At 61.3% G+C, this 21,642-nt stretch carries 18 protein-coding genes and 3 pseudogenes; 18 read left to right on the forward strand and 3 right to left on the reverse strand.

What is annotated here, in order from left to right:
• Positions 1–38 precede the first annotated feature (38 nt).
• The 12 genes and pseudogenes from prfC (at position 39) to deoD (ending at position 11,561) form a co-directional block, all read left to right on the forward strand.
• The gene (prfC, locus tag ITX55_RS07035; protein WP_033641789.1) at positions 39–1,628 is read left to right on the forward strand and encodes a peptide chain release factor 3; all 1,590 of its coding nucleotides are present in this window, start codon (positions 39–41) and stop codon (positions 1,626–1,628) included.
• Positions 1,629–2,144: 516 nt separating this feature from the next.
• Positions 2,145–2,759 (forward strand): molecular chaperone OsmY, encoded by a 615-nt coding sequence (gene osmY / locus ITX55_RS07040; RefSeq protein ID WP_033641790.1) that lies wholly within the window; start codon positions 2,145–2,147, stop codon positions 2,757–2,759.
• Between the two features lie 161 nt (positions 2,760–2,920).
• Positions 2,921–3,082 (forward strand): DUF1328 domain-containing protein, encoded by a 162-nt coding sequence (locus ITX55_RS07045; RefSeq protein ID WP_004933089.1) that lies wholly within the window; start codon positions 2,921–2,923, stop codon positions 3,080–3,082.
• Positions 3,083–3,150: 68 nt separating this feature from the next.
• Complete coding sequence (locus ITX55_RS07050) at positions 3,151–3,336, forward strand: hypothetical protein (protein ID WP_004933086.1); 186 nt, start codon at positions 3,151–3,153, stop codon at positions 3,334–3,336.
• Between the two features lie 82 nt (positions 3,337–3,418).
• Positions 3,419–3,873 (forward strand): annotated as a pseudogene (locus tag ITX55_RS24185) (patatin-like phospholipase family protein); the annotation flags it as partial.
• A gap of 174 nt (positions 3,874–4,047) precedes the next feature.
• Positions 4,048–4,464: a DUF6363 domain-containing protein gene (locus ITX55_RS24190; RefSeq protein ID WP_370632640.1), complete on the forward strand. Its 417-nt coding sequence runs from the start codon at positions 4,048–4,050 to the stop codon at positions 4,462–4,464.
• Positions 4,461–5,243 carry a TatD family hydrolase gene (locus tag ITX55_RS07060; RefSeq protein WP_072626698.1) on the forward strand — a complete coding sequence of 261 codons (783 nt, stop codon included), beginning with the start codon at positions 4,461–4,463 and terminating at the stop codon, positions 5,241–5,243. The genes ITX55_RS24190 and ITX55_RS07060 overlap by 4 nt, the downstream gene beginning before the upstream one ends.
• Positions 5,244–5,427: 184 nt before the next feature.
• Entirely contained in the window at positions 5,428–6,705 is a 1,278-nt protein-coding gene (locus ITX55_RS07065; RefSeq protein WP_004933076.1) for a NupC/NupG family nucleoside CNT transporter, read from the forward strand.
• Between the two features lie 370 nt (positions 6,706–7,075).
• Positions 7,076–7,855: a deoxyribose-phosphate aldolase gene (gene deoC, locus ITX55_RS07070; RefSeq protein ID WP_033641793.1), complete on the forward strand. Its 780-nt coding sequence runs from the start codon at positions 7,076–7,078 to the stop codon at positions 7,853–7,855.
• 66 nt (positions 7,856–7,921) lie between these two features.
• A complete protein-coding gene (gene deoA / locus ITX55_RS07075; RefSeq protein ID WP_197849736.1) occupies positions 7,922–9,247 on the forward strand; it encodes a thymidine phosphorylase in 1,326 nt (441 codons plus the stop codon).
• 192 nt (positions 9,248–9,439) lie between these two features.
• Entirely contained in the window at positions 9,440–10,663 is a 1,224-nt protein-coding gene (gene deoB / locus ITX55_RS07080; RefSeq protein WP_033641795.1) for a phosphopentomutase, read from the forward strand.
• A 166-nt stretch (positions 10,664–10,829) separates the two neighbouring features.
• Positions 10,830–11,561, forward strand: a complete 732-nt coding sequence (gene deoD / locus ITX55_RS07085; protein WP_004933059.1) for a purine-nucleoside phosphorylase — start codon at positions 10,830–10,832, stop codon at positions 11,559–11,561.
• A 169-nt stretch (positions 11,562–11,730) separates the two neighbouring features.
• Here deoD and ITX55_RS07090 read toward each other — a convergent pair whose 3' ends face one another.
• Positions 11,731–12,414 (reverse strand): YtjB family periplasmic protein, encoded by a 684-nt coding sequence (locus ITX55_RS07090; protein WP_033641796.1) that lies wholly within the window; start codon positions 12,412–12,414, stop codon positions 11,731–11,733.
• A 110-nt stretch (positions 12,415–12,524) separates the two neighbouring features.
• On the opposite strand from ITX55_RS07090, the gene serB reads away from it, so the two are divergent.
• The 5 genes and pseudogenes from serB (at position 12,525) to ITX55_RS07110 (ending at position 17,806) form a co-directional block, all read left to right on the forward strand.
• The gene (gene serB, locus ITX55_RS07095; protein ID WP_042783658.1) at positions 12,525–13,502 is read left to right on the forward strand and encodes a phosphoserine phosphatase; all 978 of its coding nucleotides are present in this window, start codon (positions 12,525–12,527) and stop codon (positions 13,500–13,502) included.
• A gap of 46 nt (positions 13,503–13,548) precedes the next feature.
• Positions 13,549–13,899: pseudogene (locus tag ITX55_RS24195) on the forward strand (DNA repair protein RadA); the annotation flags it as partial.
• Positions 13,846–14,906: pseudogene (gene radA / locus ITX55_RS07100) on the forward strand (DNA repair protein RadA); the annotation flags it as partial. The pseudogenes ITX55_RS24195 and radA, both read left to right, overlap by 54 nt.
• Before the next feature lie 58 nt (positions 14,907–14,964).
• Positions 14,965–16,239 (forward strand): multifunctional transcriptional regulator/nicotinamide-nucleotide adenylyltransferase/ribosylnicotinamide kinase NadR, encoded by a 1,275-nt coding sequence (nadR, locus tag ITX55_RS07105; RefSeq protein WP_033641798.1) that lies wholly within the window; start codon positions 14,965–14,967, stop codon positions 16,237–16,239.
• Between the two features lie 133 nt (positions 16,240–16,372).
• Positions 16,373–17,806: a glycosyltransferase family 39 protein gene (locus ITX55_RS07110; RefSeq protein WP_033641799.1), complete on the forward strand. Its 1,434-nt coding sequence runs from the start codon at positions 16,373–16,375 to the stop codon at positions 17,804–17,806.
• A 31-nt stretch (positions 17,807–17,837) separates the two neighbouring features.
• On the opposite strand, the gene ITX55_RS07115 is transcribed toward ITX55_RS07110, so the two are convergent.
• Positions 17,838–18,839 carry a zinc-binding alcohol dehydrogenase family protein gene (locus ITX55_RS07115; RefSeq protein WP_033641800.1) on the reverse strand — a complete coding sequence of 334 codons (1,002 nt, stop codon included), beginning with the start codon at positions 18,837–18,839 and terminating at the stop codon, positions 17,838–17,840.
• Positions 18,840–18,936: 97 nt separating this feature from the next.
• Between ITX55_RS07115 and ITX55_RS07120 the strand changes: the two genes are divergently transcribed.
• Entirely contained in the window at positions 18,937–19,848 is a 912-nt protein-coding gene (locus ITX55_RS07120) for a LysR family transcriptional regulator (protein ID WP_033641801.1), read from the forward strand.
• 29 nt (positions 19,849–19,877) lie between these two features.
• Here ITX55_RS07120 and ettA read toward each other — a convergent pair whose 3' ends face one another.
• Positions 19,878–21,545, reverse strand: coding sequence for an energy-dependent translational throttle protein EttA (gene ettA / locus ITX55_RS07125; protein WP_025159620.1), 1,668 nt, complete (start codon positions 21,543–21,545; stop codon positions 19,878–19,880).
• Between the last annotated feature and the right edge of the window lie 97 nt (positions 21,546–21,642).

Genomic DNA, 21,642 nt, shown 5'->3' on the forward strand with positions numbered 1-21,642 from the left:
GATGTCGCAGGGCGGACTAACCGTAGAACCTGAAAACCATGTCTCCTAGTGAATTTGCCCGCGAAGTCTCCAAAAGAAGAACTTTCGCCATCATCTCGCACCCCGATGCCGGTAAAACCACCATTACCGAAAAAGTGCTGCTGTTCGGACAGGCGATCCAGACCGCCGGTACGGTAAAAGGCCGCGGCTCCAGCCAGCACGCCAAATCCGACTGGATGGAAATGGAAAAGCAGCGTGGGATCTCGATCACCACCTCGGTGATGCAGTTCCCGTATCGCGACAGCCTGGTCAACCTGCTGGATACCCCGGGGCACGAGGACTTCTCCGAAGATACGTATCGCACCCTGACCGCCGTGGACTGCTGTCTGATGGTGATCGACGCCGCCAAGGGCGTTGAGGATCGCACCCGCAAGCTGATGGAAGTCACCCGTCTGCGCGACACGCCGATCCTGACCTTCATGAACAAGCTGGACCGCGACATCCGCGATCCGATGGAAGTGATGGACGAAGTCGAGCGCGAACTGAAAATCGCCTGTTCGCCTATCACCTGGCCGATCGGCTGCGGCAAGCTGTTTAAAGGCGTTTACCACCTGTACAAGGATGAAACCTACCTGTACCAGACCGGTAAAGGCCACACCATTCAGGAAGTGCGCATCGTCAAAGGCCTGAACAACCCGGAGCTGGATGTCGCCGTAGGCGAAGATCTGGCGGCGCAGCTGCGCGATGAGCTGGAGCTGGTGCAGGGCGCTTCCCACGAGTTCGATCAGGCGGCGTTCCTGAGCGGCGAGCTGACCCCGGTGTTCTTCGGTACCGCACTCGGCAACTTCGGCGTGGATCATATGCTGGACGGCCTGGTGGCCTGGGCGCCGGCGCCGATGCCGCGCAAAACCGACACCCGTGAAGTGACGGCGGCGGAAGAGAAATTCACCGGCTTTGTGTTCAAGATCCAGGCCAACATGGATCCGAAGCACCGCGACCGCGTGGCCTTTATGCGCGTGGTGTCCGGCCGTTACGAGAAGGGCATGAAGCTGCGTCAGGTGCGCACCGGCAAAGACGTGGTGATCTCCGACGCGCTGACCTTTATGGCCGGCGACCGTTCGCACGTGGAAGAAGCCTATCCGGGCGACATCATCGGTCTGCACAACCATGGCACCATCCAGATCGGCGATACCTTCACTCAGGGTGAAGACATGAAGTTCACCGGCATCCCGAACTTCGCGCCTGAACTGTTCCGCCGCATTCGCCTGCGCGATCCGCTGAAGCAGAAACAGCTGCTGAAGGGGCTGGTGCAGCTGTCGGAAGAGGGCGCGGTGCAGGTGTTCCGCCCGATCGCCAACAACGATTTGATCGTCGGCGCGGTCGGCGTGCTGCAGTTCGACGTGGTCGTGGCGCGTTTGAAGAGCGAGTACAACGTGGAAGCGCTGTATGAGTCGGTCAACGTGTCGACGGCGCGCTGGGTCGAGTGCGACGACGTGAAGAAGTTCGAAGAGTTCAAGCGCAAGAACGAGATCAACCTGGCGTTGGACGGTGGGGACAACCTGTCCTACATCGCGCCGACCATGGTGAACCTCAACCTGACGCAGGAACGCTATCCTGACGTGACCTTCCGCAAGACCCGCGAACACTGATACATCGGCAGGGCGCCCGGTGCGCCCTGCCCATTCCCCGTATTCTCACTCCGCTAATTAATAAATCTTCCTCATATTTTATCCTGCGAATCGATGTCGCCCAGGCGAGACGCGATTGGCCTGCGTTTTCCGCCGCATGGTCTATCTTTAACGAGATGTCCGCACATTGCTTGAGAGTAAATCACTGTAATACGCTGATTGTTTGGTGAGTTATTCTGATGTGTTGCCGATAGGAGACAGTCTGTTTCCTTAAATATCAATGAGATGACTGTTTTACCGTTTCGTGTCACTTGGTCTGTCGTCAATAGGCGACAGTTTTTTGATTAAAAATCCGACTTAACGCTCTTTTTGTTTGATTTTTAAGGTGTTTATGGAGTTGGCACGGCGGTTGCAATATTCCTGTCGTGAACGCTTAATCGTATAGCGATGATGAAGTATTTACCGAGAGGCCGCGTGAAGGCGGCTGAAGGGTTCCGGCGCTCTGGCGCTGGGGCCCCCAACAAAAGGAAGAGATCGATGAAAAAGACCAAATTTGCACACTCGCTGATGGCTGTTGTTTTGGGTTCTGCTTTGGTGAGCGGCACTGCGCTGGCCGAAGACAGTCTGCTCAACAAGGCGTCTAACGCCGCGGACAGTGCCGGTGCCAAAATCGATAGCTCCATGAAAAAAGTTGACGGTTACATGGATGACAGCGCGATAACGGCTAAAGTTAAAAGTGCATTGGTGGACGATAAGAGCATCAAAAGCACTGACATTTCGGTGAAAACCGAAAAAGGCACCGTGATCCTGAGCGGGTTTGTCGGCAGCCAGGCGCAGGCGGAGCATGCGGTTGCGGTTGCCGGCAAGGTGGAAGGCGTCAAAACCGTCAGCGACAAGCTGCACGTGAAAGATGAAGCCAACCAGTCGATCAAATCGTATGCCGGCGACACCGCCACCACCAGCGAGCTGAAAGCCAAGCTGCTGGCCGATGACATCGTGCCGTCGCGCAATGTGAAAGTGGAAACCACCGATGGCGTGGTGCAGCTTTCCGGTGAAGTGAAAACGCAGGCGCAGTCTGAGCGTGCCGAAAGCATCGCCAAGGCTATCGACGGCGTGAAAAGCGTGAAAAACGACCTGGTGGTCAAGCAGTAATCCCGCCAGGCGCCCGTAACAAGTAACAACAAGCCGCATCTGTCGGGCCGTCAAGGCGGCCCGACGTGTACCACCAAAAAAAGAAACTGATTTGCCGTCGATGTCCCGTTGTCGGGGCGGTAGACGGCAGCGAATTTTTTCACAATGGTAAGGAGAAGCTTATGTTTCGTTGGGGCATTATCTTTTTAGTCATCGCGCTTATCGCTGCGGCACTGGGGTTCGGTTCGCTGGCGGGCACCGCCGCCTGGGCCGCCAAAGTCGTGTTCGTTGTCGGCATCATCCTGTTCCTGGTCAGTCTGTTCACCGGCCGTCGGCGCCCTTAGCCGGCCGGCATTTTCCTGCAAACTGTAACAAAGCTTAATTCCTTTTCTCACGTCGGGGAGGGCCGGCCATGAACAGCGACATCATCGTCGGGCGCTGGAAACAGCTGAAAGGTCAGGTATGGCAGGCTTGGGCCGAATGGTCCGGCAGCGATGGTGCCTGGTTGGCCGGCAGCAATGATTTCCTCGTCGGCGTGCTGCAAGAGGATTACGGAAGAGAGCGAGACGCGGTATCCTCTGAGAAAACGTCTCACTGAGGATGCCAAGTTGGGATACAGAATACCCATCACGCTCGGCAATATAGAACCGCTGGCGTCTAAACCTTTTCGACCAGGAAAAATGGCGTTGGTCTGCGAAGGCGGCGGCCAGCGCGGCATTTTCACCGCCGGCGTGCTGGACGAGTTTCAGCGCGCGGGCTTTAACCCTTTCGATCTGCTGATCGGCACATCGGCCGGCGCTCAGAATCTGTCTGCCTATATCTGCGGGCAGATGGGCTACGCGCGTCGGTGATCACCCGTTACACCACTTCGGCACAGTTCTTCAATCCGCTGCGCTTCGTGCGCGGCGGGCATCTGATCGATCTCGATTGGCTGGTTGATACGGCGGCGGCGCAGATGCCGCTGGCGATGGACGTGGCGGAACAGCATTTTACCGACGGGCGCGAATTCCTGCTGTGCGCCTGCCGCAGCGACGATTTCGAGCCGACCTATCTGCCGGCGCAGCGCGAACGCTGGCTGCCGGCCATCAAGGCGTCCAGCGCCATTCCCGGCTTCTACCGTCAGGGCGTGGAGTTGGACGGCGTCAGCTATCAGGACGGCGGCATCAGCGATGCGATCCCGGTGGAAGAGGCCTATCGCCGCGGCGCCGACACCATCGTGGTGATCCGCACCGTGCCTTCGCAAATGTACTACACCCCACAGTGGATGAAGCGCATGGAGCATTGGCTGAGCGACAGCAGCCTGCAGCAGATGGTGCGCATCCTGCAGCATCACGAGCAAAGCTATCACCGCATCCAGCGCTTTATCGAAAAGCCGCCGGGCAAGCTGCGCATCTTCGAGATCTTCCCGCCGAAGCCGCTGGCCAGCAATGCGCTGGGCAGCCGATTGGGGGCGCTCAATCAGGATTATCACCTGGGGCGCCGCTGCGGCCGCTACTTCCTGGCCACCGTCGGCCAGTGGATGGCGCAGCAGGAGCCCGACGGCATGAAGGTGCGAAAAGCGTTGTCGCGCCGCCTGATCCAGCCGGAGAACGTCAGAATGCCTTCGCCGATCGTGACCGACATCGCCATGCCCACCGAGCGGGCGGCGCAGCCGGAGGCCGCGGTGGCGGCGCCGAAAATCATCCTGCCGGGCGATCTGCCGCCGGGTGAAGGGGGCGCGCTGTGAGTTACGCCTTTACCGACACCCACTGCCATTTCGATTTCCCGCCCTTTACCGGGCATGAGGCCGAGAGCCTGGCGCGGGCGGCAAGCGCCGGCGTAAAGCGCATCATCGTCCCGACGGTCACCGCCGATCGCTTCGCGCGGGTGTTGCGGCTGGCGCAGGAGCATGCGCCGTTGTTCGCCGCACTGGGGCTGCACCCGCTGTATATCGCGCAGCATCATGAGCCGCAGTTGGAACAGTTGGCGGCGCTGCTGGCCGAACGGCCGCACAAGCTGGTGGCGGTGGGGGAGATCGGGCTCGATCTGTATATGGATAACCCACAGTTCGAGCGGCAGCAAAGCGTGCTGCTGGCCCAACTGAAGCTGGCGAAACAGCATGACCTGCCGGTGATCCTGCATTCGCGCCGCACCCACGACCAGCTGGCCGCCGCGCTGCGGCGCATGCAGCTGCCGCGCCGCGGCGTGGTGCACGGCTTTGCCGGCAGCTTGTCGCAGGCGCAGGCGTTTATCCGCCTCGGCTATTACATCGGCGTGGGCGGCACCATCACCTATGAGCGGGCGCAGAAAACGCGCGCCGTGATGGCGCAACTGCCGCTTGAGGCGCTGCTGCTGGAGACCGATGCGCCGGACATGCCGCTGGCCGGCTATCAGGGGCAGCCGAACCGCCCCGAGCGCGCCGCCGAGGTGTTTCACGCGCTGTGCGAACTGCGGCCGGAACCGGCCGACGAGATAGCCGCCCACCTGCAACGCAATACCCAAGCGCTGTTCGCCATGCCGAATTGAGGTCTGCATAACGTGACTTGCGTCACGTTATAAGATTTTCATTTGCGTCTCGTTGTATACATTTGTGACATAAATCGGTGCGAGGGTGACCTCGCTCAGTATAATCCCCCCCGAAACACTCCAATAGCAGACCTCTCTTCATGAGCAGGGATGTATTTTATTTTTTGCAACAGGGAAACTTTGCATGCAACTCATCATGAGTCTGGTCGGGATGGCGGTGCTGATCGCCATTGCGGTGCTGCTCTCCAGCAACCGTCGGGCCATCAAACTGCGCACCGTGGTGTGGGCGTTCATCATTCAGGTCGGTATCGGCGCGCTGGTGCTGTACGTGCCGCTGGGCCGCAGCATCCTCGGCAGTATGTCTAACGGCGTGGCAAACGTTATCGCTTACGGCAATCAGGGCATTTCGTTCATCTTCGGTGGGCTGGTGTCCGACAAGATGTTTGAGGTGTTCGGCGGCGGCGGCTTCGTGTTCGCGCTGCGCGTCCTGCCGGTGATCGTGTTCTTCTCCTCGCTGATTGCGGTGCTGTACTACCTCGGCATCATGCAGTTGGTGATCCGCGTGTTGGGCGGCGGCCTGCACAAGTTGCTGGGCACTTCGCGCACCGAATCGCTGTCGGCGACCGCCAACATTTTCGTCGGCCAGACCGAAGCGCCGCTGGTGGTGCGTCCGTATATCGCCACCATGAGCCAGTCAGAACTGTTCGCCGTGATGTGCGGCGGCCTGGCTTCGGTGGCCGGTTCGGTGCTGGCGGGATACGCGCAGATGGGCGTGCCGCTGGAATACCTGATCGCCGCGTCCTTCATGGCCGCGCCGGGCGGGCTGCTGTTCGCCAAGCTGATGGTGCCGGAAACCGAGCAGACCCACGATAAAGACGATGCGATGAAGCTGATCGCCGAAGAGGATCGTCCTGCCAACGTGATCGACGCGGCGGCTTCCGGCGCGGCTTCCGGCATGCAGCTGGCGCTGAACGTCGGCGCGATGCTGCTGGCGTTTATCGCACTGATCGCCTTGCTCAACGGCATTCTCGGCGGCATCGGCGGCTGGTTCGATTACCCGCAGCTGTCGCTCGAGCTGATCCTCGGCTGGGTGTTCTCGCCGATCGCCTTCCTGATTGGCGTGCCGTGGAGTGAAGCGATGACCGCCGGTTCGTTTATCGGCCAGAAGATCATCGTCAACGAGTTTGTCGCCTATATGAACTTCGGCGCCTATCTGCGCCCGGACGATGTGGTGGCGGCGGAAGGCCTGCAGGTGCTGTCAACGCACACCAAGGCGATCATCTCCTTTGCGCTGTGCGGTTTTGCCAACCTCTCCTCGGTGGCGATCCTGCTGGGCGGTTTGGGCAGCATGGCGCCCAACCGTCGCCATGACATCGCGCGTTTCGGTCTGAAGGCCGTGGCGGCGGGCACGCTGTCCAATCTGATGAGCGCCACCATCGCCGGTTTCTTCCTGGCGCTGTAAGCCCTCGCTGAGCCCGCGCCGGCGCGACCGATCGCGGGACTCCGCCTATACTCTAAGCAACGCGGGTGTTCGCCGCACCCGCGATCTTCAGCCGCTTCTTTAGCGAATTTGTGAACGATATCGCGTTATTTTGTGATGTTCTTCACATATAATTCCGGTCTGTTACAGTGCTATTTCATATAGTGTGACGATGAACGCGAATCGCCCCCGGCATTCGTGTTCAAATAGCTATTACTGGCCGGCCGCAATGCGGGTGGCCATGTGCGGTGAGAAGGATCTCAGTTGCCGCCGCGGGAACGCCGTTCCCCTGCGCTATCTTCATGGAACCAAGTCCGCTCGCCAACACCCAGGTACTCAGTTGGAGAGTTTTATGACCGAATTAACCGCAGCAGCGCAACGTGCGCTGAACTTGATGGATTTAACCACGCTGAACGATGATGACACCGACGAGAAAGTGATCGCCCTCTGTCGTCAGGCCAACAGCCCGGCCGGCCACACGGCGGCCATCTGCATCTACCCGCGTTTTATCCCGGTGGCGCGTAAGGCGCTGCGCGAGCAAGGCACGCCGGACATCCGTATCGCCACCGTGACCAACTTCCCGCATGGCAACGACGATATCGACATCGCGCTGGCGGAAACCCGCGCGGCCATCGCCTATGGGGCGGATGAAGTGGACGTGGTGTTCCCTTACCGCGCGCTGATCGCCGGCAACGAACAGGTCGGTTTCGAGCTGGTGAAACAGTGCAAACAGGCTTGCCAGGCGGCCAACGTGCTGCTGAAAGTGATCATCGAAACCGGTGAGCTGAAGCAGGCCGATCTGATCCGCAAGGCGTCCGAGATCGCCATCAAGGCCGGCGCCGACTTTATCAAGACCTCCACCGGCAAGGTGCCGGTCAACGCCACCCTGGAGAGCGCCGAGCTGATGATGTCGGTGATCCGCGATATGGGCGTGGCGAAGACGGTGGGCTTCAAGCCGGCCGGCGGCGTGCGCACCGCGGAAGACGCGCTGCATTATCTGCAACTTGCCGATCGTATTCTGGGCGAAGGGTGGGCCGACGCGCGGCATTTCCGCTTTGGCGCTTCCAGCCTGCTGGCCAGCTTGCTGGCCGCGCTGGGCCACCAAACCCAGACCGCCGGCGGCGGCTACTGATCGATATCGTTGGCGGGCGCCAGGCGCGCCCGTCTGCACCGACTCTCGGCGACACAGGGGGATGCCTTGTTCCTGGCTCAAGAAATTATTCGTAAAAAACGCGACGGCCAGCCGTTAAGCGAAGCGGAAATCCGCTTTTTCATCAACGGCATTCGCGACAATGTGGTGTCGGAAGGGCAGATCGCCGCGCTGGCGATGACCATTTATTTCCATGACATGAGCATGCCGGAGCGCGTGGCGCTCACCATGGCGATGCGCGATTCCGGCACCGTGCTGGACTGGAAGAGTTTGGCGCTGAACGGCCCGATCGTCGACAAGCACTCGACCGGCGGCGTGGGCGACGTGACTTCGCTGATGCTCGGCCCGATGGTGGCGGCCTGCGGCGGCTATGTGCCGATGATCTCCGGCCGCGGCCTGGGGCATACCGGCGGCACGCTGGACAAACTGGAAGCCATTCCGGGCTTCAATATTTTCCCGGACGATAACGCCTTCCGCAAAATCATTCAGGACGTCGGCGTGGCGATCATCGGCCAGACCAGCTCGCTGGCGCCGGCGGACAAGCGTTTTTACGCCACCCGCGATATCACCGCCACCGTGGATTCTATCCCGCTGATCACCGCCTCCATTCTGGCCAAGAAGCTGGCGGAAGGGTTGGATGCGCTGGTGATGGACGTGAAAGTCGGCTCCGGCGCCTTTATGCCGACCTATGCCCTGTCGCAAGATTTGGCGCAGGCGATCGTCGGCGTGGCCAACGGCGCGGGCTGCAAGACCACCGCGCTGCTGACCGATATGAATCAGGTGCTGGCTTCCAGCGCCGGCAACGCGGTGGAAGTGCGCGAAGCGGTGCGCTTCCTGACCGGCGAATACCGCAACCCGCGCCTGCTGGAAGTGACGCTGGCGCTGAGCGTAGAGATGCTGTTGTCCGGCGGCCTGGCGAAAGACGAGACCGACGCGCGCGCCAAGCTGCAGGCGGTGCTGGATAACGGCAAGGCGGCGGAGGTGTTTGGCCGCATGGTGGCGGCGCAGCAGGGGCCAATAGACTTCGTCGAACGCTACGATAGCTATCTGCCGGCGGCAACGCTGAGCAAGCCGGTGTATGCTGAAAAGCCGGGCATCATCAGCGCCATGGATACCCGTGCGCTGGGCATGGCGGTGGTGTCGTTGGGCGGCGGCCGCCGTCGGGCGAGCGACGCCATCGATTACAGCGTCGGCCTGACCGAGATGGCGCGCCTGGGCGATACGGCGGATTCCCAGCAGCCGCTGGCGATGATCCACGCCAACGATGAAGAGAGCTGGCAGCAGGCGGCCGATGCGGTGCGCAGCGCAATGACGCTGAGCGATAAGGCGCCGGAAGCGACGCCGGTGGTGTATAAGCGCATCACTCAAGCGTGATGACCCTCGTCTTTCAAGCCGTAGCGTTGTTGGCTGCACGCGTGCACCCCAGTCACTTACTTGAGTAAGCTCCTGGGATACACGCGCTAGCCGCCTAGCTACAACTTGAAATTCATTGGGTATAAATTTAGAGAATAAGGGCGATTGCAGTTTTGCGGTCGCAATAGCGTGAGAACACGCAGGAGAGCACAGATGAAACGCACATTTATTATGGTATTGGACTCCTTCGGCATCGGCGCCAGCGAAGACGCCGAACGTTTTGGCGATCAGGGTTCCGACACCCTGGGCCACATCGCCGAGGTTTGCGCGCGCGGTGAGGCCAACGTGGGCCGTCAGGGCCCGCTGACGCTGCCTAACCTGAGCCGTCTGGGCCTCGGCAAAGCGGCGGAAGAGTCGACCGGCAACTTCCCGCAGGGGCTGGATCGCAACGCCGACATCATCGGCGCCTACGGCTACGCCAGCGAGCTCTCTTCCGGTAAAGACACGCCGTCGGGCCACTGGGAAATCGCCGGCGTGCCGGTGCTGTTCGACTGGGGCTACTTCAAGGACGAGCACAACAGCTTCCCGCAGGCGCTGCTGGATAAGCTGGTGGAGCGCGCCAATCTGCCGGGCTACCTGGGCAACTGCCACTCATCCGGCACCGTGATCCTCGATCAGCTGGGTGAAGAGCACATGAAAACCGGCAAGCCGATTTTCTACACCTCCGCCGACTCGGTATTCCAGATCGCCTGTCACGAAGAGACCTTCGGCCTGGAGCGCCTGTATGAGCTGTGCGAAATCGCGCGTGAAGAGCTGACCGAAGGCGGTTACAACATCGGTCGCGTGATCGCGCGTCCGTTCGTCGGCGACAAGCCGGGCCACTTCCAGCGCACCGGCAACCGCCACGATCTGGCGGTAGAGCCGCCGGCGCCGACCGTGCTGAAAAAGCTGGTGGACGAGAAGGGCGGCGAAGTGGTGTCGATCGGTAAAATCGCCGACATCTACGCCAACGTCGGCATCACCAAGAAGGTGAAGGCGACCGGCATCGACGCGCTGTTCGACGCGACCCTGATCGAAATGGAAAAGGCCGGCGACAACACCATCGTGTTCACCAACTTCGTGGACTTCGACTCCTCCTACGGTCACCGTCGCGACGTGGCGGGCTACGCCGCCGCGCTGGAGCTGTTCGACCGCCGCCTGCCGGAACTGCTGAAGCTGGTGAAAGACGAAGACATCATCATCTTCACCGCTGACCACGGCTGCGATCCGACCTGGAGCGGCACCGACCACACCCGCGAGCACATTCCGGTGCTGGTTTACGGCCCGAAAGTGAAACCGGGTTCGCTGGGCCACCGCGAGACCTTCGCCGACATCGGCCAGACCGTCGCCAATTACTTTGGCCTGTCGCCGATGGATTACGGTAAGACCCTGTTCTAAGCCCTGTCTTTCAAGCCGCAGCGTTGTTAGCTTCACGCGTGAACCCCAGTCGCTTACTCAAGTAAGCGCCTGGGGAATCCCCCGCCAGCTGCCTGGCTGCAACTCGAAATTCAAGGCTTGGACGTTTGACGTTTTTATTAAATAAGATTTCTAAAGGAAGAAAATTATGGCTACGCCGCACATTAATGCTGAGATGGGTGACTTCGCTGACGTAGTACTGATGCCGGGCGACCCGCTGCGCGCAAAATACATTGCCGAAACCTTCCTGGAAGGCGCGGTGGAAGTGAACAACGTGCGCGGCATGTTGGGTTTCACCGGCACCTACAAAGGCCGCCGCATCTCCGTAATGGGCCACGGCATGGGCATTCCGTCCTGCTCTATCTACGCGCGCGAGCTGATCGCCGAATTCGGCGTGAAGAAGATCATTCGCGTGGGTTCCTGCGGCGCGGTGCGTGACGATATCAAACTGCGCGACGTGGTGATCGGCATGGGCGCGTGCACCGACTCCAAGGTGAACCGTCTGCGCTTCAAGGACAACGACTACGCGGCGATCGCCGACTTCGACATGGTGCGCAACGCGGTCGACGCGGCGGCGGCGCAGGGCATCCCGGCGCGCGTGGGCAACATCTTCTCCGCCGATCTGTTCTACACCCCGGATCCGGATATGTTCCAGGTGATGAAGAAGTACGGCATCCTGGGTGTGGAAATGGAAGCGGCCGGCATCTACGGCGTGGCGGCGGAGCTGTACGAAGAGTTCGGCTGTAAGGCGCTGACCATCTGCACCGTGTCCGACCACATCCTGCGTCACGAAGCGACCACGGCGGCGGAACGCCAGACCACCTTTAACGAAATGATCGTTATCGCGCTGGAATCCGTGCTGCTGGGCGACAAAGCGTAATACCGCGGCGGGCGTCGTCATGGCGCCCGCCCGTCAATCCATTCACTCCGCATGGCCGTTTTTGGCTAACGCTTTACCTTTCAATTGGATGTGGATCCCGTTGTTACGGGCAATCTATTCACCGAAAGGACAAGAAAACGGCACGAACGCATTCAACGCCTGGCCTGAATTACCCCTGCTTAGGCGCTTCCTGTTTTTTCTCCGGCGCATCGTCTTCATCGTCTTCCACCGTATTGCCTTCTTCCAGTGGCGTGTTGGCGGTCAACAGGTAGGGCGACTGCTGCCAGCGGCTGCGGCGGTGTTGCAGCAGGGTACGCGCCAGAATGATGCCGATCGCCAGCGCCAGCAGGATCATCAGGCGCAGCAGGTTGGTGGTATTGTCCACCTGTTTGGATTCGGTCGCCAGCACGTGGGTGTCGAGGGTGATGCGGATAAAGCCGATCGGGCCGTCTTTGCCCTGAATGGATTCGACCAACTGGTGGTTGAAGTAGCTGCCGGCGCGTTTGCCGTCGAGCGACAGGCGATCGCGTATACTTATCTGTTCCCCGGCGTGGGAGACCAGCGTGCCGTCCAGCTGATACACGCTGACGTCGAGAATGCGGCTGTGATCGGTGAGCTGCTTGAGGATGGCGTCGATGCGCGGATTGTTGCCGTCGTCGTCCAGCAGCGGCGCCAGGCTGTAGGCGACCTGTTTGGTCAGCGTTTGCGCCAGCTCTTCCACCTGCTCGGATCGCGCCATTTGGTGACTCAGGCTAAAATAAGAGGCGCCCTGCATCAGCAGCACCAGCAAAGCCAGGCAAATCAGGATAATAGCGGTGCGGTGCAGGCGAAATTTCAGTTTAGCGCGAGCCATGCAGGTTCCTTGGGCATCGGGGACACTTTATGTTGCCAGAACCGCTGGCGATAGGATAGCTTGATGCGTCGTTTTATCATGCAGCGTTTTTGTCCATTCAGGAGTCAATGATGTCAAACAGTCTGACCTATTGCGATCTTCCGGCGGAGATCTCTCAATGGCCGGGTCTTCCCCTTTCGCTCAGCGGCGACGAAGTGATGCCGCTGGACTATCGGGCGGGCAATACCGGGTGGCTGTTATATGGCAGGGCGCTGGACAAGGCGCGCATTACCCAATTCCAACGCAAGCTGGGCGCGGCGATGGTGATCGTCACCGCCTGGGGCGTGGACGACTATCAGGTGGTGCGGCTGGCGGGCACCTTGACGCCGCGCGCCAAGCTGCTGGCGGCGGAGAGCGGGCTGGATGTGGCGCCGCTCGGCAAAATCCCGCACCTGCGCACGCCGGGGCTGCTGGTGATGGACATGGATTCAACGGCGATCGAGATCGAGTGCATCGATGAGATCGCCAAGCTGGCGGGCGTCGGCGAGCAGGTGGCGGAAGTGACCGAACGCGCGATGCGCGGCGAGCTGGACTTTACCGCCAGCCTGCGTCAGCGCGTCGGCACGCTGAAAGGGGCCGACGCCAACATTCTCAAGCAGGTGCGCGACGAGCTGCCGCTGATGCCGGGGCTGACCAGCCTGGTGGGCAAGCTGCAGGCGATGGGCTGGCATGTGGCGATCGCCTCCGGCGGCTTCACCTACTACGCCGAATACCTGCGCAACCGGCTGCGGCTGGTGGCGGCGGCGGCCAACGAGCTGGAGATCCGCGACGGCAAGCTGACCGGCGAAGTGCTGGGGCCGGTGGTGGACGCGCAGTTCAAAGCCGATACGCTGCTGCGGCTGGCGGAGAAGCTGGAAATCCCGCTGGCGCAAACCGTGGCCATCGGCGACGGCGCCAACGATTTGAAAATGATGCAGGCGGCGGGGCTGGGCATCGCCTACCACGCCAAACCGAAAGTGTATGAAAAAGCGCAGGTGGCGATCCGGCATGCGGATTTGATGGGCGTGCTGTGTATTCTCACCGGCAGCCTGAAACACGAAGTGCGATAACGAAAGATTGAGGTAAGACGTGGCAAAAGCGGCAAAACGGGCATTTGTGTGCAATGAGTGCGGGGCGGACTATCCGCGTTGGCAGGGGCAGTGCAGCGCCTGCCATGCCTGGAACACCATCACGGAAGTGCGTTTGGCCGCGTCGCCCGCTGCGGCGCGCAACGATCGCCTCAGCGGCTATGCCGGCGACGCCGGCGTCAGCAAAGTGCAGAAGCTGTCGGAAATCAGCCTTGAGGCGCTGCCGCGCTTCACCACCGGCTTTCTCGAGTTCGATCGCGTGCTGGGCGGCGGTGTGGTGCCCGGCAGCGCGATTCTGATCGGCGGCAACCCCGGCGCCGGCAAGAGCACCCTGTTGCTGCAGGTGCTGTGCAAACTGTCCGAACAGATGAAAACCCTGTACGTCACCGGCGAGGAATCGCTGCAGCAGGTGGCGATGCGCGCCCACCGTCTGGGACTGCGACCGGCGGCCTGAACATGCTGTCGGAAACCAGCATCGAGCAGATCTGCCTGATCGCCGAGCAGGAACAGCCGAAGCTGATGGTGATCGACTCGATTCAGGTGATGCACATGGCGGACATTCAGTCTTCGCCGGGCAGCGTGGCGCAGGTGCGAGAAACCGCCGCCTACCTGACGCGCTTTGCCAAGACGCGCGGCGTGGCGATCGTGATGGTCGGCCACGTCACCAAAGACGGCTCGCTGGCCGGGCCGAAAGTGCTGGAACACTGCATCGACTGTTCGGTGCTGCTGGACGGCGACGCCGATTCCCGCTTCCGCACCCTGCGCAGCCACAAGAACCGCTTCGGCGCGGTCAACGAGCTGGGGGTGTTCGCCATGACCGAACAGGGGCTGCGCGAAGTGAGCAACCCTTCGGCTATCTTCCTCAGCCGCGGCGACGAAGTTACCTCCGGCAGTTCGGTGATGGTGGTGTGGGAAGGCACCCGGCCGCTGCTGGTGGAGATCCAGGCGCTGGTGGATCATTCGATGATGTCCAACCCGCGCCGCGTGGCGGTGGGGCTGGAGCAGAACCGGTTGGCGATCCTGCTGGCGGTGCTGCACCGGCACGGCGGGCTGCAGATGTCGGATCAGGACGTGTTCGTCAACGTGGTCGGCGGGGTGAAGGTCAGCGAGACCAGCGCCGATCTGGCGCTGCTGATGTCGCTGGTCTCAAGCCTGCGCGATCGGCCGCTGCCGAACGATTTGGTGGTGTTCGGCGAAGTGGGGCTGGCGGGGGAGATCCGTCCGGTGCCGAGCGGCCAGGAGCGGATCGCAGAAGCGGCCAAGCACGGTTTCAAACGCGCCATCGTGCCGCACGGCAATATGCCGAAAAAGCCGCCGGCCAATATGCAGGTGTTCGGGGTCAAGAAGCTGGCGGACGCGCTGGACGTGCTGGAAGGGTTTTATTAATGTCGCCGACGGCGAGAAAGATATGCTATTTTGTTTAGCATACTAAACGGAGGTGGCCATGCCGCAATTTGATTACCTGAAGACGTCCATCAAGCAAAAGGGCTGCACGTTGCAGCAGGTGGCGGATGCCAGCGGCATGACCAAAGGCTATCTCAGCCAGCTGTTGAACGACAAGATCAAAAGCCCGAGCGCGCAAAAGCTCGAGGCGCTGCACCGTTTTCTCGGGCTTGAGTTCCCGCGCAAAGAGGTCAAAGTCGGCGTGGTGTTTGGTAAATTTTACCCGCTGCACACCGGCCACATCTATCTGATCCAGCGCGCCTGCAGCCAGGTGGATGAGCTGCACGTTATCTTGTGCCACGACGAGCCGCGCGACCGTGAGCTGTTCGAGAACAGTTCGATGTCGCAACAGCCGACGGTCAGCGATCGCCTGCGCTGGCTGCTGCAGACCTTCAAGTACCAGAAAAATATCCATATCCACTCGTTCGACGAGCAGGGCATCGAACCGTACCCGCACGGCTGGAACGTGTGGAGCGACGGCATGAAGGCCTTTATGGAACAGAAAGGCATCGTGCCGAGCTTCATCTATTCCAGCGAAGCGCAGGATGCGCCGCGCTACCGCGAGCATCTGGGCATCGAAACCATTTTGGTCGATCCCGAACGGTCGTTCATGAACATCAGCGGCAATCAGATCCGTCAGGATCCGTTCCGTTATTGGGATTACATCCCGACCGAGGTGAAACCGTTCTTCGTGCGCACCGTGGCGATCCTCGGCGGCGAGTCGAGCGGCAAATCGACGCTGGTCAACAAGCTGGCCAACATCTTCAACACCACCAGCGCCTGGGAATATGGCCGCGATTACGTGTTCTCGCACCTGGGCGGCGACGAGATGGCGCTGCAGTACTCCGACTACGACAAAATTGCCCTCGGGCAGGCGCAATACGTGGATTTTGCGGTCAAGTACGCCAACAAGGTGGCGTTTATCGATACCGATTTCGTCACCACCCAGGCGTTTTGCAAAAAGTACGAAGGGCGTGAGCATCCCTTCGTGCAGGCGCTGATCGACGAATACCGCTTCGATCTGGTGATCCTGCTGGAAAACAACACGCCGTGGGTGGCGGACGGCCTGCGTAGTCTCGGCAGCACCGCCGATCGCCTGGCGTTCCAGCGCCTGCTGGAGGAGATGCTGCGCGCCAACAACATCGAGTACGTGCACGTTGAGTCCAGCGATTACGAAGAGCGCTTCCTGCGCTGTGTCGAGTTGGTGCAACAGCTGCTGGCGGCGGACGCCGGCCGGCTGGCGAATGCGCCCGCCCAGCGCCACGCCGCAGGCTGAGAAAAATTAGCGTAATGTGCGATCGCGCGGCAGAAACGGCCGCTCGGACGCACATTTAAAGGCCTGTTTAAACATGGTTCATTCGGTAGCGACTACGTTAAGGTTTTCTTTACAATAACGCTCAGAAGAAGACATGTCTTATCGCTTACTCGCTCTCTGGTTGATCTGCTATGCCGCAGCCTGGACGCTGCTGACCGTTCATCTCGATCCTACCCTGCCTTACGACGCCGTCGAGGCGCTCAATTGGGGCCTCAACGGCGAGTGGGGCTCACCGAAAAATCCTTGGTTGGTCGGTGCGGCGATGCAGCCGGCGATCTGGCTGTCGTGGCTGCCGCTGAACGTTTACTGGTACGGCGGGCACTTCATCGCCATCGCCATCGGCATGTTGGGCGTCTGGCTGTTGGCGCGACGTCTGAGCGGCAGCACTTCGCTGGCCTGGATGGCGCTGCTGACGCTCAACCTGTCCGGCATCATCAATTTCGACATCATTCCCTACAACGACAACTACCTGTTGGTGATGCTGTGGCCGTGGATGGCGCTGTTCTTCCACATGGCGATTTCCCGTTCGGCCAACTGGTGGCCGGCCTTCGCGTTGGCCGCCGGTCTGGCGATGATGGCGAAGTATTCGACCTTCGCCTTCGTCTATTTCGCGGCGCTGTCGACGCTGTTCGTGCCGCAGATCCGTCGCTGCTATCGCCAACCGCAGTTCTATCTGGCGGTGGCGATCTGGCTGGCGCTGGTGTTGCCGAACGTATTCTGGCTGTGGAACCACGACTTCGCCGCCTTTAAGTGGGTGGATTCGCAGATCAAGATGCAGCTCAATCTCGACATGCTGCAGTCGCTGCTGCTGGTGTTCTATCCGTCGCTGGTGCTGTGGTGGATCCTACGCCGCAGCGGGGCGGTGCTGGCCTGGCCGAAAGCGTTGCCGATGCGGGTGCTGCTGTGGATCTACCTGCTGCCGCTCGGCATCATCACCTTTTGGTTCTCCTTCAACGTCGGCGGCCGCTTGACCGAGTGGCTGCAGCCGTTCTTCATGCTGGCACCCGCGCTGCTGGTCGGCTGCGTGCGTCAGCCGCCGGTGCGTTCGCTGCGGGCGGCGACTATTGGGCTGATGTGCGCGGCGCTGGCGGTCTATCTGGGGTATGCCGCGGTGATGCTGGGCAACGTGCGCAATGCCGGTCAGAAAATGGTGGGCATCAAGGCGTTCAGCGCCGGAGTGGAGCAGCTGTGGCAGGAGCGGTATGGCGTCAGTCTGCGTTATGTCGGCGGCGAATACCTGTCGCAGTGGATGACGGTGTATGCCGGTTCCCGGCCGCAGACCATTACGCGCTGGTCCAATCATACGCGGCCGAACATCTACAACGTCAACATCAGCTATCCGCAGATTGCGCAGCATGGCGTCGCCTTGTTCGGTCGGTTGGGTGAAGACTGCGCGCACAGCGACTTCGGCGGCGAACTGGCCCACTGGCCGAAGATGCGCCTCGACTGGCAGCAGACGCTGACGTTCCGCGCCGATCCGCAGAGCGACGAGCAGGTGCTGTGCGTCGGCTTCGTTCGCCCGCAGTAACGGCGGCGCAGAACGCCGCCGCGATGCGAACTCAGTAAGCGATAACCAGCTTGCCTTGCATATGGCCGCCGAGCAGCTGTTGGTGCGCGGCGGTCAGCGTGTCTACCGACAGCCCGTGCAGGGTTTCGCTCAGCGTGGTGCTCAGCTTGCCGTCGTCCAGCAGTTGCGCCACCTGCTGCAGGATCCGGCCTTGCTGCGCGATGTCCGGGGTGGTGAACATGCTGCGGGTGAACATGAATTCCCAGTGCAGCGCGGCGCTTTTCAGCTTCAGCGCGTTTTGATCCAACGGCTGCGCGTTCTCGACGATGGTGCAGATATGGCCGAGCGGCGCGATCAGTTCGGCCATCGCCGGCCAGTGGCCGTCGGTATCGTTCAGACAGAGGATGTAATCCACCTGCTCGATGCCGTGTTGCGCCAGGTTGCCCTTCAAATCGCGGTAGTCCACCACCAGGTCGGCGCCCCGCTCGCGGCACCAGGCGGCGGATTCCGGCCTGGACGCGGTGGCGATCACTTTCACCTTGCTGCGCAGCGCGGCCAGCGGAATGGCCAGCGAGCCGACCCCGCCGGCGCCGCCGATGATCAGCAGCGTCTTGTGCTCGGGCGCATCCTGAATGTTCAGGTGCTCGAACAGCGCCTCCCAGGCGGTGAGGGCGGTGAGCGGCATGGCGGCGGACTCCGCCCAGTTCAGGCTGCGCGGTTTGTGCGCGGCGATGCGAGAGTCGATCAGTTGGTGGCTGCTGTTGCTGCCGGGCCGGGTGATATCGCCGGCGTACCACACTTCATCGCCGGGCTTGAAGCCGCTGACGCCGCTGCCCACGTCCAGCACGACGCCGCTGGCGTCCCAGCCGAGGACGCGCGGCTGCTGCAGGCCGCTTTTCTGCAGACCGGCATGTACTTTGGTATCCACCGGGTTGACCGAGGCCGCTTTCACTTCCACCAGCAGATCGTACTGGCCGGGCACCGGCATCTCCGGTGAGATTTCGATGAAACCGGCGGGGTTCTGCGGGTCTACGGCAATGGCTTTTATCGACATGATTGTGCTCCTTTCAAATGATGTCCCCAGTGTAGACCCGCAGCAGTGGGGTGATAAGATGGACAATATCTAACTGAGTGTTCGTAAGAGGTGAACAATGGAGTTCAAACAGCTGCAGGACATGGCGCTGTTCGCGCTGGTGGCGGAGTGCGGCAGCTTCACCGCCGCCGCGCAGCGTGTCGGGTTGCCGAAGTCCAGCGTCAGTCAGCGCATCAGCCAGCTCGAACAGACGCTGGGGCTGCGTTTGCTCAACCGCACCACGCGCCAGCTGAACCTGACCTTCGCCGGCGAGCGCTATCTGGAACACTGCCAGGCGATGATGTCCGCCGCCGAGCGGGCCGATCTGGCGCTGCAGCGGCTGCGCGACAACCCGAGCGGCCGCCTGCGCATCTCGACGCCGGCCGGGTTGGGGGCAACCCTGGTGGCGCGGCTGGCGGCGGATTTTCAGCGCCAGTACCCGGACGTATCGCTGGAGGTGTCGGTATCCGACGCCATGGTGGATCTGGTGCAGGAAGGCTTCGACGCCGCGCTGCGCACCGGCAAGCCGCAGGATTCTTCGCTGATCGGCCGCCGCCTCGGGTATGCGCCGCGCTATCTGCTGGCTGCGCCGTCCTATCTGGCGCAGCACTCGCCGATCGAGCACCCGCAGCAGCTGCAGCAGCATCGCTGCATTGCCCACCGCGCCTGGACGGCCTGGAACCTGCGCTGCGGCGACGATTATTACCGCTGGCAGCTGCCGCTGGCGCACACCACTGACAATCTGCTGTATGCGCGCGAATGCGCTATCGCCGGCGCGGGGATCACGCTGCTGCCGGCGTTTCTCAGCCGCGAGGTGGTGGCGCAGAAGCTGTTGGTGGAGGTGTTGCCGGCCTGGCGCGCAGAAGGGAATGAACTGTATCTGGTTTACCCGAGCCGCAAGCTGAATTCCCCGGCGCTGGCCTGTTTCATCGATGTGGTATTGCAGCACCCGGCGTTTGACGACTACGCGCGCGAGCTGACGCGGGAGTAAAAAAGGCGCCGCATGCGGCGCCTTGGGGATTACTTGGCGATCTTTTTGTACTTGATGCGGTGCGGCTCGAGCGCATCGGCGCCCAGCGTACGCTTCTTGTACTCTTCGTACTCGGTGAAGTTGCCTTCGAAGAATTCCACCTTGCCCTCGTCCTGGTAGTCCAGAATGTGGGTGGCGATACGGTCGAGGAACCAACGGTCGTGCGAGATCACCATGGCGCAGCCTGGGAATTCCAGCAGGGCGTTTTCCAGCGCGCGCAGGGTTTCGATATCCAGGTCGTTGGTCGGTTCATCGAGCAGCAGCACGTTGCCGCCAACCTGCAGCAGCTTGGCCAGGTGCAGACGGCCACGCTCACCGCCGGACAGCTCGCCCACGCGTTTGCCCTGATCGACGCCCTTGAAGTTGAAGCGGCCGACATAGGCGCGGCTCGGCATCTCGGTGTTGCCGATGCGCATGATGTCCTGCCCGCCGGAGACCTCTTCCCACACGGTTTTCGAACCGTCCATGCTGTCGCGGAACTGATCGACGGACGCCAGCTTGACGGTATCGCCCAGCACGATGCTGCCGGAATCAGGCTGCTCCTGACCGGACATCATGCGGAACAGCGTGGATTTACCCGCGCCGTTCGGGCCGATGATGCCGACGATCGCCCCTTTCGGCACCGAGAACGACAGGTCGTCGATCAGCAGGCGGTCGCCGTAAGACTTGCGCAGGTTGCTGACTTCGACCACTTTATCGCCCAGGCGCGCGCCAGGTGGAATGAACAGTTCGTTGGTTTCGTTACGTTTTTGGTATTCGGTGTTATTCAGCTCTTCAAAGCGGGCCAGACGGGCCTTGCCTTTGGACTGGCGGCCTTTGGCGCCCTGGCGCACCCACTCCAGCTCTTTCTCGATCGACTTGCGACGAGCGGCTTCGGCGGACGCTTCCTGCGCCAGACGCGCGTCTTTCTGCTCCAGCCAGGACGAGTAGTTGCCTTCCCACGGAATGCCTTCGCCGCGGTCCAGTTCGAGGATCCAGCCGGCCACGTTATCCAGGAAGTAGCGGTCGTGGGTGATCGCCACGACGGTGCCTTCGAAGTCGTGCAGGAAGCGTTCCAGCCAGGCCACGGACTCGGCGTCCAGGTGGTTGGTCGGTTCGTCCAGCAGCAGCATGTCCGGCTTTTCGAGCAGCAGGCGGCACAGCGCGACGCGGCGGCGTTCACCCCCGGACAGATGGGCGATTTTGGCGTCCCAATCCGGCAGGCGCAGCGCATCGGCGGCGCGTTCCAGCTGCGCGTTGAGGTTGTGACCGTCGTGCGCCTGAATGATCTCTTCCAGGCGGCCCTGTTCGGCGGCCAGCTTGTCGAAGTCTGCGCCTTCTTCCGCGTACAGCGCGTACACTTCGTCCAGGCGTTTCAGCGCGCCGACCACTTCCGCCAGCGCTTCTTCCACCGACTCACGCACGGTGTGTTCGAGGTTAAGCTGCGGCTCCTGCGGCAGATAACCGATCTTGATGCCCGGCTGCGGGCGCGCTTCCCCTTCGATATCGGTATCGATGCCGGCCATGATGCGCAGCAGGGTGGACTTACCGGCGCCGTTCAGGCCCAGTACGCCGATTTTTGCCCCAGGGAAGAAGCTCAGGGAGATGTTTTTCAAAATATGACGCTTCGGCGGTACCACTTTGCCGACGCGGTGCATGGTATAGACGTATTGAGCCACGTTGCTCTAAGCCTCTCTATATCAGTATTTATAGGATGTCTGGCGGCATGAGTGTAGCCCGTTTCGATCTTGGATCCCAGACATCGCTCAGCGATCG

The sequence above is a fragment of the Serratia sp. EWG9 genome, assembly GCF_019913725.1.
Classification (GTDB): Bacteria; Pseudomonadota; Gammaproteobacteria; order Enterobacterales; family Enterobacteriaceae; genus Serratia; species Serratia ureilytica.